The 16,023-nt window shown below is 42.5% G+C and carries 11 protein-coding genes and 1 tRNA gene; 7 read left to right on the forward strand and 5 right to left on the reverse strand.

Annotation, left to right across the window (positions count from 1 at the left end; translation table 11 throughout):
* Positions 1-106 precede the first annotated feature (106 nt).
* Positions 107-1,468 carry a DNA polymerase III subunit epsilon gene (gene dnaQ, locus N5J47_RS03390; RefSeq protein WP_279959223.1) on the reverse strand — a complete coding sequence of 454 codons (1,362 nt, stop codon included), beginning with the start codon at positions 1,466-1,468 and terminating at the stop codon, positions 107-109.
* A 319-nt stretch (positions 1,469-1,787) separates the two neighbouring features.
* Here dnaQ and N5J47_RS03395 point away from each other — a divergent pair, with 319 nt between their 5' ends.
* The 6 genes from N5J47_RS03395 to N5J47_RS03420 all read left to right on the forward strand — a co-directional run bounded on the left by N5J47_RS03395 (position 1,788) and on the right by N5J47_RS03420 (position 11,935).
* Entirely contained in the window at positions 1,788-5,066 is a 3,279-nt protein-coding gene (locus tag N5J47_RS03395; protein WP_279959222.1) for a LysM peptidoglycan-binding domain-containing protein, read from the forward strand.
* Positions 5,067-5,072: 6 nt separating this feature from the next.
* Positions 5,073-6,917, forward strand: a complete 1,845-nt coding sequence (locus tag N5J47_RS03400) for an extracellular solute-binding protein (RefSeq protein ID WP_279959221.1) — start codon at positions 5,073-5,075, stop codon at positions 6,915-6,917.
* A gap of 20 nt (positions 6,918-6,937) precedes the next feature.
* Positions 6,938-8,008: a microcin C ABC transporter permease YejB gene (yejB, locus tag N5J47_RS03405; RefSeq protein WP_279959220.1), complete on the forward strand. Its 1,071-nt coding sequence runs from the start codon at positions 6,938-6,940 to the stop codon at positions 8,006-8,008.
* Positions 8,008-9,018 carry an ABC transporter permease gene (locus tag N5J47_RS03410; RefSeq protein WP_279959219.1) on the forward strand — a complete coding sequence of 337 codons (1,011 nt, stop codon included), beginning with the start codon at positions 8,008-8,010 and terminating at the stop codon, positions 9,016-9,018. The genes yejB and N5J47_RS03410 overlap by 1 nt, the downstream gene beginning before the upstream one ends.
* Positions 8,996-10,576, forward strand: a complete 1,581-nt coding sequence (locus tag N5J47_RS03415; RefSeq protein ID WP_279959312.1) for a dipeptide ABC transporter ATP-binding protein — start codon at positions 8,996-8,998, stop codon at positions 10,574-10,576. Before N5J47_RS03410 ends, N5J47_RS03415 begins: the two co-directional genes overlap by 23 nt.
* Positions 10,577-10,690: 114 nt before the next feature.
* Positions 10,691-11,935, forward strand: coding sequence for an NADH:flavin oxidoreductase/NADH oxidase family protein (locus tag N5J47_RS03420; protein WP_279959218.1), 1,245 nt, complete (start codon positions 10,691-10,693; stop codon positions 11,933-11,935).
* A gap of 6 nt (positions 11,936-11,941) precedes the next feature.
* On the opposite strand, the gene N5J47_RS03425 is transcribed toward N5J47_RS03420, so the two are convergent.
* The 4 genes from N5J47_RS03425 to pyrC all read right to left on the reverse strand — a co-directional run bounded on the left by N5J47_RS03425 (position 11,942) and on the right by pyrC (position 14,557).
* Positions 11,942-12,625 (reverse strand): glutathione S-transferase, encoded by a 684-nt coding sequence (locus N5J47_RS03425; RefSeq protein ID WP_279959217.1) that lies wholly within the window; start codon positions 12,623-12,625, stop codon positions 11,942-11,944.
* A 152-nt stretch (positions 12,626-12,777) separates the two neighbouring features.
* Positions 12,778-12,853: transfer RNA gene (locus N5J47_RS03430), tRNA-Glu, on the reverse strand.
* A 19-nt stretch (positions 12,854-12,872) separates the two neighbouring features.
* The gene (rnt, locus tag N5J47_RS03435; RefSeq protein WP_279959216.1) at positions 12,873-13,538 is read right to left on the reverse strand and encodes a ribonuclease T; all 666 of its coding nucleotides are present in this window, start codon (positions 13,536-13,538) and stop codon (positions 12,873-12,875) included.
* The gene (gene pyrC, locus N5J47_RS03440; RefSeq protein ID WP_267980923.1) at positions 13,523-14,557 is read right to left on the reverse strand and encodes a dihydroorotase; all 1,035 of its coding nucleotides are present in this window, start codon (positions 14,555-14,557) and stop codon (positions 13,523-13,525) included. Before pyrC ends, rnt begins: the two co-directional genes overlap by 16 nt.
* Before the next feature lie 162 nt (positions 14,558-14,719).
* On the opposite strand from pyrC, the gene N5J47_RS03445 reads away from it, so the two are divergent.
* Positions 14,720-15,982 (forward strand): diguanylate cyclase, encoded by a 1,263-nt coding sequence (locus N5J47_RS03445; RefSeq protein ID WP_279959215.1) that lies wholly within the window; start codon positions 14,720-14,722, stop codon positions 15,980-15,982.
* The last annotated feature ends 41 nt before the right edge of the window (positions 15,983-16,023 follow it).

Raw genomic sequence — 16,023 nt, forward strand, 5'->3', positions numbered from 1 at the left:
TGTTATATCCATGAACCTCCCGCAACAGGAGGTTTAAATCTTCTATAGGCTAATATAGCGTAACTTTGAAAGCTTGAAATACAAAAAATAACATTGATCAGCAAATTTATTTTGCAAAAAAGCAAGGCTTTCCATGTTTCTGCTCAAATTGTTTGACCCATGTCTCATGTTGGGCCAATTCATCGCCTGATGCATAAATGACAGGAAGCTCAATTTGAACACGTTGACGGGTGGTTTTATTTTGACTTTGTTCTGTTTGTGACAGGGCATCCATATCAAAGGAAACCTGTCCACCCGTCATGGCAAGGTAGACATCTGCCAGAATCTCGGCATCCAGTAACGCACCGTGGAAAGTACGGTCCCGTGCAGGAATTTCATAACGTCTCACCAAGGCATCCAAAGAGTTCTTCTGGCCAGGATGCTTATTTTTTGCCAGTGCCAATGTGTCGGTCACTTCACACACTTCGGAAAGTAAGGGCAGGCCAACACGCTTGAATTCCATATCGAGGAAGTTCATATCGAAAGTTGCATTGTGTGCAATGATCTCGGCACCTTTTAAATAGGCAAATAGGGTATCGGCAATCGCTGCATATTTGGGCTTGTCTTGTAGAAAATCGTCGGTGATGCCGTGGATGGCCTCTGAGTCACCGACAGGTTTTTCAGGGTTGATATAAATATGAATCGAGCTGCCTGTCAGTTTGCGGTTGATCATTTCAATCGCGCCCACCTCAATAATGCGGTCGCCATCCTGATAATAAAAACCTGTGGTTTCGGTATCCAGAATCAACTGACGCGGACCCTGAAGATTTAACTTGGCTTCAGTCACAACAATCTGTGGATGTAGCCTGCCTGTTGGTGTTGCTGAGGTGTCGGGCAATATCTCTGTTTCAGCCATGTTGTCCTGAACATTTACTTCTATTTCAAGCTCTTCTACAATTTCATCCTGATCCGCCATCATCATATCCAAACCAAAAGGATCATCCAGAAGCCAGTCTGGTTCAGACTTTTTTGTATCAGCGTTAGCCTGTGTTGTGGATTTTAGTTGCTTGGCAGTCTGTTCAGCACCCAGATTGGCTAGTTGATCTGCCATCTCATTGCCAGCATGACCTGCATGGCCCTTGATCCAGTTCCACTCAATCTCACGGTTAACACAGGTTGCATCAAGCTTTTGCCAGAGGTCTGGATTTTTGACATCTTTCCAGTTTTTCTTTTTCCAGCCATGAATCCATTCAGTAATGCCTTGCTTGACATAATTGGAGTCTGTCCAGATGATTAGGCGTGCATCAGTAGGGCAAAAGGCAATTCCCTCAATTGCAGCAGTCAGTTCCATGCGGTTGTTGGTTGTTTCTGGTTCGCCACCACACAGCTTGTGTTCACCCTGTTCGGTAATGATGTATGCACCCCAACCCCCTAAACCTGGGTTGCCCTTGCATGCGCCATCAACATAGAGTGTGATTGTTTGTGACATATTTGAACCTAAATCATAAATGGAATAAAAAGTTTCCAGCATTGCCATCTAAATCGGGTTAGACAAATATTCTGCTGTGACCTTGAGCAATTGGAATAACACTGTAGTTTGCCCGTATGGATGGAAGATTTTAGCATTTCCATCCTATTTCTTGTATTGTAAGGTGAAATTCTTCCTCTGGACGTTACAAAACACATATTTTTTAATTTCTTGTAACATTTCCATGCAAATCACGCTAAATTATTGCCTTGTCTAAGCGGCATGCTTTACTACAATGGCTAATTGAAAAAGAACTAGCGTGAGTTGACTGGAAGTTTTTATGTATAAATCGAGCACATTGGTGTGGCAAACATCTGCAACATCATTATTCAAAATTACTGTACTCACTTCCGCTCTAGCCGCGTTGGGAATTACCACAGGTTGTTCATCAACCCCTCAGACAAGCAAGGTTTCATCTTCAAAACAAGTGGGTTCAGGCTTTTTGGATGCAAGCAGTCTGGATTCCCTGGAAGACCTGCTTTCCGCAACCGATATGCGTGCGGTGGAGGGCGACCGTCTTTTGGTCTTGAAACATGGTGATGTCTGGAAAAGGATGACTGTGGGTTTCAAGATGGACTTAAACCATTGGGACTCGCGTATCGAGGCACAGCGTAGCTGGTTTATTTCCCGTCAACCTTATCTGGACCGTTTAAGTGCGCGTGCCAGCCGTTATTTATACCACACTGTAAAAGAGGCTGAACGCCGTGGTATGCCGACTGAATTGGCACTTTTGCCCGTGATTGAAAGCTCTTATGACCCAGCGGCAACCAGTAGTGCGGCAGCAGCGGGTTTGTGGCAGTTTATTCCAAGTACGGGGCGTATCTACGGTTTGCAGCAAACCAGTTTATATGATGGCCGCCGTGATGTGGTTGAGTCCACACGTGCCGCTTATGAGTTTTTAGGCAGCCTATATAATCAATTTGGTTCATGGGAACTGGCACTGGCTGCCTATAATGCAGGGCCAGGCCGAATCCAGCAGGCAATTAACCGTAATAAGGCGGCAGGGTTGCCAACCGACTACTGGTCCTTGAAATTGCCACAGGAAACCATGAACTATGTTCCGCGTTTTCTGGCAGTTGCACAAATTATTAAAAATCCAGGCGCTTATGGTGTGGCATTACCTCCAATTGCCAACCGACCTCACTTTCGTGAAGTTGCCTTGTCCGCGCCGCTTGAGTTAAACCAGATTGCTTCAATTACGGGGCTAAGCCGTGCTGAACTGTATACATTGAACCCCGCCTACCGTGGTGAGATGGTTGACCCGATGAGTCCAATGCGCATCTTGATTCCTGCGGATTTAAGTCCATCGATTGATGCAAAATTACGTTCTGGCAAGGCAGGTTCTGGTGGATTCTGGGCAAGTAGTGCGCCGCCACCTGCAATGAACCCATTGACCAGCTCAACCACAGTACGTACAACCACCTCAACTACAAGTAATGTGGGGCAAATTGTTAAGCCATCCACCACACCACCGCCACCATTAACCACGAAGACCAATACTACTGTACCCGTTACCACAACAACAAAAACGCCGACCAAGATAGCCACTCCTATGGGTTCAAATGCGTTGGCCTCTTTTGCCGCGGCGGCGGATGTGCCGAGTGCACCGCGTATTCCTGTGGCGATTACCCCAGCACCAAATGTTAAACCTGTCAGGATTGAACCGCCAATTTCAGTGCAGGAGCGTGAGCAGATTGTTGCTGCGGTGAAGCAGGAGGGTGAGAAGAAGACGGTAACACAAGTTCTGGAACCGCAGGCAACACAGGCTGAAAAAGATCAGGTGGTTGCTGAAATTAAGGCCATTGCCCCACAGGGAACAGAAATTGTTGATCCATTTGATGGCAAGATTAAGCTGACCGCCATTCAGACCAGCCAATCGGTTGCCGATCAGAAAGGTCAGGAAGTCAGCAAGGGCTTTGCTTATCCAAAAACCTTGGCTGAAAGCCCAGAAATTGCCAATAGTGAAGATGCCAAGCGTAATCAGGGTAAGCCCTACATCAAGACCGATACCGATGTTGTGGTGGTTGCACCAAAAGGCAAGCGCAGTACCTATACCGTTCAGCCTGGCGATACGCTGGCCTCAATTGCCCAAAAGAATGGGGTGAACTGGCGTGACATTGCCAAATGGAACCAGATTGATCCAACAGGAACACTGTTTGTCGGGGCAAGCCTGTATCTCTATGATGCAAAACCACAAGCTGATACCTCCAAAGCAGTGGAAAGCAAGCCAGAAAGTTATGTGGTGCAGTCAGGCGACAGCCTGACCAATTTGGCGGCGCGTTTTGATCTAAGCCTCAAACAACTGGCTGACTATAATAATCTCTCTGTAACGGATGGCTTGTTTGTAGGGCAAAAACTCACATTGGTTGAGCCTAAAACCAATATGCGTAACAATCAACAAACCGTACGTGTGCCAGACACAAAGATATCCACAGCTCAAAAAGTGGCGACCAAGTCCTATACGGTGAAACGTGGTGAATATCTCAAACTGATTGCAGATCGCTATGCCTTGTCGAATCAGGAACTGGCTGATCTGACTTCAGGATTGACCGCAGGTAGCAATTTGTTGGTGGGACAGAAAATTAATGTGCCTCTGCATGAGGTGTCACAAACTGAGGTTGCTGTCGAGCCTAAAAATACGGTTAAGTATGAAAATGTAAGTGCTGCAACCAGCTACAAGACTGAGAACTATACGGTGCAGCGTGGTGATACCTTATCCAGTATTGCGACAAAATCAAAAATCACGCTGAATGAATTGGCCGAGTTAAATAAGCTGAAGTCCAGTAGTGGTGTTCGTCTGGGGCAGACTATCAAAATTCCAGCAGGTTCGACTGTTCCTGAACAATATGTGGTTCAGTCTGGCGACAGCCTGAATGCAATTGCCAGCAAGTATGACCTGACCGTCAACTATATTGCGGACTTGAATGGACTGGAGAGAACGGCTGGTGTGCGTGTTGGTCAGCGCTTAAAACTCACGGGTGATGTGCCATCCAAAGCAAATAATAGCAGTGCCAATACCAAAGCCAAAGAAGACAGTGTGCCAGATACTTACACAGTGAAGTCTGGCGATACTTTAACCAGTATTGCGAACCGCTATGCCTTACAGCTTGAAGATGTTGCTGCCTTAAACAACTTGTCTCGTGACAGTAATGTTCGTATTGGGCAAAAACTGAAACTGACAGGTGATTTACCGAAAACTGAATCTACCAAATCGGATAACAGTAAAAATAATGCCAACACCAAGGCGGTATCAAGCAAGAACACCGAAAAATATACAGTGAAAGCAGGTGAGTCACTGAACAGCATTGCCAGCCGTTTGGGCATGTCTGGACGTGAACTGGCAGAGTTGAATGACCTGAAAGTCAATACCAGCCTGCAGCGTGGTCAGAGTATCTCCATTCCAAAGACGGTGACAGAGTACAAGGTAAAACGTGGTGATACCTTAATTGGCTTGGCGAGTAAGTATGGCATGGAAATTAATGCACTGGCTGAGATGAATGACCTAACGCCGAAAACTCAATTGCGTATTGGTGATGTGATTAAAGTCCCGAACCTGTAATTACGCATGATTGGATTGCTTGTTACCAAGAGGCTTAGTCTATTGTATGGACTAAGCCTTTTTGCTCAGTTCTCATTTGCAGCCGTATATACTACGCCTTATTTGGCAATTCATGTGACTCCAAAGTATGCAAATTTAAATGTCATGCCTTATGCCAATCCCAATGCACAGAAAGGTGGAGTGCTTAGCCAGTCCAGTCTGGGAACGTTTGACAATTTAAATAGTATGAATGGTAAGGGCAGTGCCACGGAGGGCGTAAATTATCTGTTTGATACCTTGATGGATCGATCTTTGGATGAGCCACGGGTGATGTATCCTTTATTGGCCGAAAAAGTCAGTTATGATCCTGATGATCTACGATTTATAATTTTCCATTTAAATCCCAAAGCCCGTTTTAATAATGGTCAGCCTGTCACCGCAGATGATGTCAAATTTACTTTTGATACCTACCAGACCAAAGCCAATCTGGGTTTTCAAATGTATTTGTCCGATTTGGCAAAAACAGAAGTCATTTCCAGGTATCAGGTTAAATTTATTTTTAAATCCAGGAACAATGTGGAGATGCCGCTGATTGTGGCAAGCCTACCGATCTATTCCAAGCAGGACTGGAGCAATAAGGATTTTACCCGTATTACTTTGCAGCCGATTGTAGGGTCTGGACCTTATATGGTGGAGCGTATTGATGCGGGACGTAGCATTACTTATAAACGTAATCCAGATTATTGGGCAAAAGACCTGCCTGTCAATAAAGGGCGTTATAATTTTGATCGGCTGAAATATATCTATTACCGTAATTTAGAGGTCAGTTTTGAGGGATTTAAATCTCGGCAGTTTAATTTATATGAAGAAAAAAATATCCGTAATTGGATGACCGCTTACAATTTTCCAGCGATGCAATCGGGTTGGATTAAAAAGTATAAAGCCCGTTTAGGCACACCATTGGATATTCAAAGTCTGGTGTTTAATATTCGTCGTTCACCTTTAAATGATATTAATTTGCGCAAAGCCTTAACCTATGCCTATGATTTTGAATGGCAAAATAAAGCATTATTTTTTAATCAAAACCGACGTTTACAAAGCTATTTTGATAATACCGATTTGGCTGCAACAGGTAAGCCAAGTGCAGCAGAATTAAACATCATTCAGCCTTTTTTGAAACAGCTTGATCCTGTGATGCGACAAGTGGTTTTGGCCGATTGGCGTTATCCTATATCGGATGGCAGTGGTTTTAACCGTCAGAATTTACTGATTGCCCAAAAAATCCTAAAAGATGTGGGCTATGTGATTCGCAATGGCAAGTTATATGATCGGCAGGGTAAAGTGGTTCAAATTGAACTACTTATGCAACTGGAAAATCCACAACGGGAGTTGATGCCCTTTGTGCGTAACCTGAATCGTTTGGGGATTCAGGTTAATCTGCGACAAGTCGATGTTCCACAATATATGGAGCGAATTCGCCATCAGGATTTTGATATGATGGTGATGAAAATGCCACAAACGCTGACTCCAGGGAAAGAACAGGCGCAGTTTTGGAGCAGTGCTGCCGCAGATGAGTCGAATAACTATAATTATTCAGGTATCAAAAATCCTGTGATTGATCAGATGATTGACAAGATTGTCGCCGCCAAAACTCGTGATGAGGTGGTGCTCTATACCCATGTGCTGGATCGTTTATTACGGGCAGGTTATTATCAAATTTTGACCTATGGCAAGCCTGAACGCTGGTTTGCTTATTGGGATATCTATCAGCAGCCTACGATCAAACCAAAACTTTCAGTGGGTTGGGAATATTGGTGGGTGGATGCAGATAAAGCCAGCAAGCTAAATCAATCGTTCCAAAAACATCAATGAAAATAATCAAGGATATTTAAATGTCTCACTATATTCTGAAAAGAATGTTATTGATGATTCCCACATTATTTTTCATTGTGTTGATTAACTTTATTATTGTGCAAATTGCACCAGGTGGGCCTGTCGAACAAGCCATTCAGCAAATACAAAATGCACAGGGTTTAGGCATAGGAACAAGTTCTTCGTCCAGCCTAAGTAACTTGGCACAATATCAGGGTGCGCGTGGGCTTAGTCCTGAAATGATTGATAAAATTAAAGCACAATATGGTTTTGATCGTCCTGCGTATGAACGTTTCTGGTTGATGATAAAGGGATATTTAACATTCGATTTTGGTATAAGCTTTTTTAAGGATAAACCTGTCACCCAACTGCTTTATGAAAAATTGCCTGTGACTTTGTCTTTAGGATTGTGGAGCACTTTCCTGATTTACCTGATTGCGATTCCATTGGGCATCAAGAAAGCCAAAAAAAATGGTCTGGTGTTTGATCAATCGACTTCCTTGTTATTGGCAGTGAGTTATGCCATTCCATCATTTGTATTTGCCATTGTATTGATTGTATTTTTTGTGGGTGGCAGTTATTTGCAGTGGTTTCCATTACAAGGTCTGGTTTCAGAAAATTTTGCTCAATTTAGTCTATTAGAAAAAATTAAAGATTATCTCTGGCATATGTGTCTGCCAATTTTGAGTATGGTGTTAGGCAGTTTTGCAGCGCTCACTTATTTGACTAAATATTCGTTTATTGACGAGTTGAAAAAACCTTATGTGCTGACAGCACGGTCTAAAGGTTTGAGTGATCATCAGGTGCTCTATGGTCATATTTTTCGTAATGCGATCTTGGTGATTGTGGCAGCTTTGCCTGAAGCATTGGTTGGGATTTTCTTTGTCGGTAATTTATTTATCGAGATTATTTTTAATCTGGATGGCATTGGTTTATTGGGCTTCGAGGCGATTACCCAGCGTGATTATCCTGTTATTTTCGGCACCTTGTTTTTATTCAGCTTGTTTGGCATGATCTTACGTTTAATTGGCGATTTGCTTTATCAAGTGATTGATCCTAGGATTGATTTTGAAGCAAGAGGTGGTAAATAATGTCGCCTTTAATGCAGCAGCGTTTCCATCGTTTTCGACAAAATAAATTAGGCTTTCGCTGTTTAATCGTATTTCTGATTATTTTTATCCTGTCTTTATGTGCGGAATTTATTGCCAATGATCGTCCTTTATTGGTGCGGTATCAGCAGAAATTTTATTTCCCAATTTTAAAAGATTATCCAGAAACGACTTTCGGTGGGCAATTTGAAACTGCAACGGATTATCAAGATCCTGCGGTCAAACAGTTGATTCAGCAACAAGGCTGGATGATTTCTCCGCCTGTGCCATTTTCCTATCAATCACCCAATTTATCTCTTGCCATGCCTGTACCCTCAAAACCAAGCACGCAAAATTGGCTCGGAACAGATGATCAGGGGCGAGATGTATTTGCCCGAATCCTATATGGGTTGCGAATTTCTTTATTGTTTGGACTGGCTTTAACCTTATGTTCAGCAGTCATCGGCATTATGGTTGGCGCAGTACAAGGCTATTATGGCGGCTGGATTGATCTGATTGGACAACGCATTTTGGAAGTGTGGGGCGGTTTGCCCATGCTGTTTATCGTGATGATTCTGGTCAGTATGTTTAGCCCCAGCGTGTATTGGCTGTTCCTGATTATGCTGTTATTTGGCTGGACCGAACTGGTTGGATTGGTACGGGCTGAATTTTTACGTGCCCGAAACTTTGATTATGTCAGAGCCGCACAAGCGTTGGGTGTCAGTGATGTTCAAATTATCTTTAAGCATATTTTACCCAATGCCATGAGTTCCAGTCTGTCACAGATTCCGTTTATGTTGACCGCCAATATTATTGCTTTAACTGCGCTAGATTTCTTGGGGTATGGTTTGCCGCCTGATGCCGCTTCGTTAGGTGAACTGTTATTACAGGGCAAAAATAATCTGGATGCGCCGTGGCTGGTATTATCAGGTTTCTTTACTTTAGCGATTGTATTGTCTTTGCTGATTTATATTGGGGAGGCGGCACGTGATGCATTTGACCCAAGACGTTAAGCCGTTGTTAAAAGTGCAGCAGCTTTGCATTGCCAATGAAACAGGGCAGACCTTGCTTGATGATTTAAATTTTGAGTTATATCCAGCTCAGACGTTGGCAATGGTGGGCGAAAGTGGTTCAGGTAAATCCATCAGTGCTTTGGCATTATTGGGTTTATTGCCTGAAACTTTGGCTGTGCAAGGTAGTGTGCAATTTGAAAATGATGATCTATTAAAGCTTAACCAGCAACAATTACAGCAGATTCGTGGTAAACGAATTGCCATGATTTTTCAGGAACCGATGACCGCACTGAATCCCTTGCACAAGGTGGAAAAGATCGTTGGCGAAAGTTTAGTGTTGCAAGGTCTGTCCAAAGCAGAAGCTCAGCAAAAAGTGATCAATTTACTGCATGATGTGGGCATTGAGGATGCTACGCAAATTCTCAAATGCTATCCGCATCAGCTTTCGGGTGGGCAACGGCAACGTGTCATGATTGCAATGGCACTGGCTTTAGAACCTGATGTTTTAATTGCTGATGAACCAACCACTGCGCTAGATGTGATGTTGCAGACACAGATTTTAGATTTGCTTAAAAAGCTGCAACAGCAACGTAACATGGCGATGATTTTGATTAGCCATGACCTAAATCTGGTTAAACGTTATGCTGATCATGTGCTGGTTTTGAATCAAGGTAAAGTTGAAGAGCAAGGTACAATTTCTGAAATTTTTGACCATCCAAAAACGGAATATACCCGAAATTTACTCAATCACGATTTTGGACAGGCTTTGGTATTGGAACCAGCAGAAACGTTATTAAGGCTTGAAAATGTCACGGTAAAATATCCAATTAAACACGGCTTATTCAACCAAGTTAAACATTATAAAGTGGCAGCCGAAGCGATTAATCTGGAATTGATGCAGGGTGAGGCATTAGGCATCGTCGGGGAGAGTGGTTCAGGAAAATCTTCTTTGGCTCTGGCGATTGCACGTCTGATTGTCAGTGAGGGAGACATTATTTTTCAGGGCAAAGATTTAAACCAACTCAATCAAAAACAACTTAGACCTTTACGACGTGATTTTCAGATCGTATTTCAAGACCCTTTGAGTAGCTTAAATCCACGCATGACAGTTGAACAGATCATTGGGGAGGGCTTAAAGCTTAGATCAATTTCAAAAGCACTGATCACAACTAAAATTGAAGAGGTACTCAGCAAAGTTGAATTATCAATAGACGCTAAGCATCAATATCCACATGAACTGTCTGGTGGGCAACGGCAAAGAGTCGCATTGGCAAGAGCTTTGGTGTTGCAGCCCAAACTCATTATATTGGATGAACCTACCTCTGCACTGGATCGCAGTACACAGCGTGCCATGATTCAATTGTTACGCCGATTACAGCAGCAAGACCAGATCAGTTACATCTTTATCAGTCATGACTTACAAGTCATTCAAGCACTTTGCCAAAAAGTAATGGTGATGCATCAGGCCAAAGTCCTTGAGTATCAACAAACCACGCAATTATTTGCCCAGCCTCAAACTGAATATACACGACAGTTGATCGCAGCCAGCCAGTACTGAGCATCTTGTAATTAAGCTGACATATGATATTGTCAATTTATCGGAAGAACCCTTGACACCCACAATAATCAGATTAAATTAGAGTAAATACTCTAATTGTAGCAGAGGATGACCATGAGTCAGATTGCAGACAGTATCCAGATTCGTAACACCACATTTAAAAACCGCATTATCAAAGGTGCCATGAGTGAAGCGCTTGCCAATCATGATGGGCAACCGAATGATTTGCATATCGGCTTATATGAGGCTTGGGCAAAAGGTGGTTTAGGTTGTGCTATTACAGGCAATGTCATGGTCAACATCGCAGCCAAGAATGAGCCAGGTGTGGTTGCAGTGGAAACTGAACGTGATCTGGCGAAATTACAACAGTGGGCGGCAGTGGGTAAAAAATATGGAATGGTACAATTGATTCAATTGTCACATCCAGGTCGTCAATGTCCAAAAGGTTTGAATAAGGAAACTGTTGCACCTTCGGCTGTGCCATTTAGCCCAATGCTGGCCACCATGTTTGGCACACCGCGTGAACTAAAGCATGAAGAAATTCTGGATATTATCCAGCGTTTTGCCACGGCAGCAGCCATTTGTGAAAAAGCAGGCTTCGAGGGTGTGCAGTTACACGGTGCACATGGTTATTTGATCAGTCAGTTTTTATCGCCACTGACCAATAAACGTACTGATCAATGGGGCGGTTCAATTGAGAATCGCAGCCGCTTTTTGCTAGAAATTTATAAGGCGGTACGTGCTGCTACCTCTGATAACTTTATTATTTCAGTCAAACTCAATTCTGCTGATTTCCAGCGTGGCGGGATTACTGAGGAAGATGTCATCACCGTATTCAAGGCAATTGATGCCGCAGGGATTGACCTGATTGAAATCTCAGGTGGAACCTATGAAGCACCTGCCATGGCGGGTGCAAAAGCTGAATCACGCAAAGCCAGTACCATTGCACGTGAGGCTTATTTTCTGGAGTTTGCCGAAAAGATTCGTCAGCATGTATCGTGTAAGTTGATGGTAACAGGTGGTTTTCGTACTGTTGCAGGTATGAATGCTGCACTTGAAAGTGGTGCATGTGACTTTATCGGTATTGCCCGTCCATTGGCAGTTGAGACTGATTTAACAGATCGCTTAATTGCAGGCAATGATGTGCGTTATGCCGTAAACCAGATTAAAACAGGTATTCCAATGGTTGATAAAATGGCCATTATGGAAATTATCTGGTACGCAGCGCAATTTAAGGCAATTGGTCAGGGTAAAAAACCGAATCCGAAATTATCTCCTTTACTGGTGTTCCTCAATTATGCCAAAGGCAATATTAAGGCAGTGATCAAAGGACAGGTGAATTCACGTAAATCAGCATAAGCTGGTTTACCACGCTGTTGTCCAATAAGTTTGGAAAGTAGAAGCAGACCATTGTCCTTTAATGAGAGCAGTTTTAAAGGCGGGTCTGTTTTCTATTTGTTGGAGATAACGTTGGATATGCTCAAATTGCTTTAGATTTTGAGAGCAAGCCAATAACGGAAACCACATTAATATATCGACAAGCGTTAATTGATCTCCAGCAAACCAAACATGATCTTTTAAATGCTCATCAACCATACACATTTGTCGCTGTAATGAAGCGTTTAAATAGCCTTGATCAAAGCCATATTTTAAAAATTTAGAAACGAAGCGCACTGGTAAAGGAGTTCGTTGCACAATCTGTTTAAAGATTTGTTTGAGCAACAAATCGGGTATTAAAGTTGCTTCACAGTAATTTTTCCAATAATAAAAATGTTGTAATTGTTGTCCGCTTAATCCTGACTGCCCCAATTTAGGATTGAAATATGATAAATATTCAATAATTGCAGCCGTTTCTGCTAGAACGTAACTTTGTCCTTGATCTATGATTTCAATCGCAGGAAATTTTGATAATGGATGCGGTGAGTTTTTACTGTTATTTGTATATGAATGCTGATTGATTATTAATTCATAAGCAAGATTCAGTTCTTCCAAAAACCAGATGATACGTTGTGAGCGTGAATTTTCCAAATGAAATAAACGTATCTGCATATCTTGTTTAACTAATAAGTTTTAGTATTCACATTATAAGATGAGGATAGAAAATAAGCTAAGAATAACAATGAGTTCTTTTTTAAATTTTAAAGTAAATGATGAAAAATAAAAAAGCCACTGTCTCATTGATGCAGTGGCTTTTTAATATTTGGCGTCCCTACGGGGATTCGAACCCCGGTTACCGCCGTGAAAGGGCGATGTCCTAGGCCTCTAGACGATAGGGACTTCTTGAGGTGGGTGTATATTAGGGTTCTGTCACCAAAGTGTCAAGAAGATGGGGTGACAGTTTGTTCAAAATATAACAAAACAGTTCAGCCGTCTTTTGGGTATCGTATAGGGCGGAATGTGCCTCCTTACCATCAAACTCAATCCCCGCCTGAATACACGCTCGCGCCAAGACAGTTTGACCAAACATGACCGCACTGAGTGTTACGGTATCAAACACAGAGAAGCTATGAAAAGGATTCTGGTTCTTTGTTCCAGTACGGGCAATTGCCGCCTGCAAGAAACCTAAATCAAAATGGGCATTGTGTCCGACCAAAACCGCATGGGTACAGTGCTGTGCCTTGCGAACCTCGTTCAATGATTTGAAAATACGTTTCAATGCACCACGTTCGTCTTCTGCCATTGCCACACGCATTGGGTTAAATGGATCAATCCCAATAAAATCTAAAGAACGACGGTCAAGGTTCGCTCCCTCAAAAGGATTGATATGGGCATGAAATGATGGTCCAGGAACAAATTGCCCCTGTTCATTATAGACAATTGGAATACATGCGATTTCCAGAAGTGCATCGGTTTGTGCATTAAAACCTGCTGTCTCCACATCAACAACAACAGGTAGGAATCCACGAAAACGCTGGGCAATTACAGGAGCTTTACTTTCTGCTTGTGTCACACTTTTCTCCATTGCAGTGTTTTTCCTGCATGAAGTGGAATAATTTTCTGACCATCAAGATAGTCAAATGATTCAGCTACGGTATTTTCTTCCTTGACTAGCGTGATGGTAGAGGTATTGCGTGGCAAACCATAGAAGTCAGCACCGAATATGCTGGCAAAACCCTCTAGGCGCTCTAATTTACCTACTTGGTCAAATGCCTGAGCATACAATTCAATCGCATTCGGTGCACTATAGCAACCTGCACAACCACAGGCATTTTCCTTGGCATTTTGCGCATGAGGTGCACTGTCTGTACCTAGGAAGAATTTTGGATTACCGCTGGTTGCAACTTCCAGTAATGTGGTTTGATGAGTTTGACGCTTTAAAATCGGCAGGCAGTAAAAATGTGGCTTGACCCCGCCAACCAACATATCATTACGGTTAAACAATAAATGTTGTGGAGTGATGGTCGCGGCAACATTGCGATCCTGCTCAAGCACAAAATTGGCTGCATCGCTGGTGGTGATGTGTTCCAATACCACCTTTAATTTTGGAAACTGTTTGAGTAGTGGTGAGAGGATTTCATCAAGGAAACGTTTCTCACGGTCAAAAATGTCAACATGGTTGTGCGTCACTTCACCATGTAATAGTAAAGGCACCTGATGTTCTTCAAGCTGTTCAATTACCGCATACACCTTGCGGATATCGCTGACACCATTGTCCGAATTTGTGGTGGCACCAGCAGGATAAAGCTTGATGGCATTCACAAATTCAGAGTCTTTAATTTTACGAACTTCGTCTGGAGGGGTATGATCAGTAAAATACAGCACCATACGTGGATCGAAATGGAGTCCCTCTGGCACATGGGCAAGAATACGCTCGCGGTATGCTAAAGCTTCTTCTACAGTTTTGACTGGTGGAACAAGGTTCGGCATACAAATCGCGCGTGCAAATTGTTTTGCCAAATCAGGTACAGTGCGTTTTAGGGCTAAACCATCACGCAAGTGTGCGTGCCAATCATCTGGTTGTAAAAGTGTAAGAGTATTCAAGGCGTACTTCAAACTTAAAAATAATACAAATAATAATGCATATGGTGTGAAAATGGTAACTACAATTACGGATAAGTGGTTAACCAAAGCACATGACAAAATGCGATTTTGTGTTATTTTTATGCGGCATAAGAATAGTGCATTATAAAAAGAGTATTGAGGATGGATAACCAGTATGATCTTGATCAATTACGGAGGTCAAAAGAAGATCTAGAGCAGCTTGTTGCCCAGCATTTTAAATCAAATAACCAGCAGACCCTACTCCCTAAAAAGTTGGAGGATGAGTTTTGGGCATTCAATATTGACCGAACACGTGTCAATGCCATTCAGTTTTTTGGTCAGGGTGTGATTACCTATACCATTTTCGTACTGTTGATCTTGCCATCCAATTATTTTGTTCTTCGTGAAAGTCCACATTTTGTCCTCGATTTTATCTACAGCATTTTAAGCTTAATTGTTGTGGGGGCCGCACTGTTTTTATTCTGGGCCTTTTCCCGTTTTAGAAACCTAAGAATTTTCTTTTATCCAGCCGCCTGCACGATTGTTTTTTTTACCATTGTACTGACTTCATTGTTGATGATCGGCGTCTCTAATGTGGTGTTGCAGAATCAGGCAATGGTGCTGGTTGCTTTCTTATACATGCTGGGCTTTATCCTGAGTGGTATCAAACCCTTGCATATGCTGTGGATCGGTTCTTTCGCGGCAATTGTTACCCTGTTTTTTCTTTATTTTTTAAATATTCCCTATGACCTTTTGATGATAGGTCGCACCTTTATTGGAAGCCTGCTCCTCGGTTTTTCCATCAGTGTGATGCTGACTTCTAAAGAGCGACGGATTTTTATAAAATCAAAAATATCTGAGATTGATGAGAAAATCTTACGCTTACAAGCCTCCGAACTGCTCCATCTAAGTCAGCATGATGAACTGACCAATGTGTCGAATCGTCGTACTTTTGAGGAGATGTTTACCCATTACTATAACTTGGCATGTAAGGAAAGCACGTCGTTATCTGTGCTGTTTATTGATATTGATTATTTTAAAAACTACAACGATTTTTATGGTCATCAGATGGGTGATCAGGTGATTTCTGAAATCGCGAAAACGATCAAAAGTTCGATTCGCCATATGGATTTTATTGCACGTTATGGGGGAGAGGAGTTTGTGGTGCTGTTACCTGAGACTTCTGCCCAAGGTGCCTATGCGGTTGCAACCAATATTTACCGCGCCATTGACCGATTAATGATTGTACATGAGAAATCACTGGTCTCTAACTATGTCACCATTAGTTTGGGTATTACGGTTTTTAATGGTAATCCTAAAATTAGTCAGGATTTCCTGATTCAGACCGCGGACAAGGCATTATATCGGGCCAAGCAGTTAGGTCGTAATCAAATCTATTATCAACCATTGCCTATTGTTGAATAAAACTTGGCGATTAAAAAAACCGAATATTAGTGAATAATATT

It is taken from the genome of Acinetobacter sp. GD03645, from assembly GCF_029845285.1.
GTDB classification, from domain to species: Bacteria; Pseudomonadota; Gammaproteobacteria; order Pseudomonadales; family Moraxellaceae; genus Acinetobacter; species Acinetobacter corruptisaponis.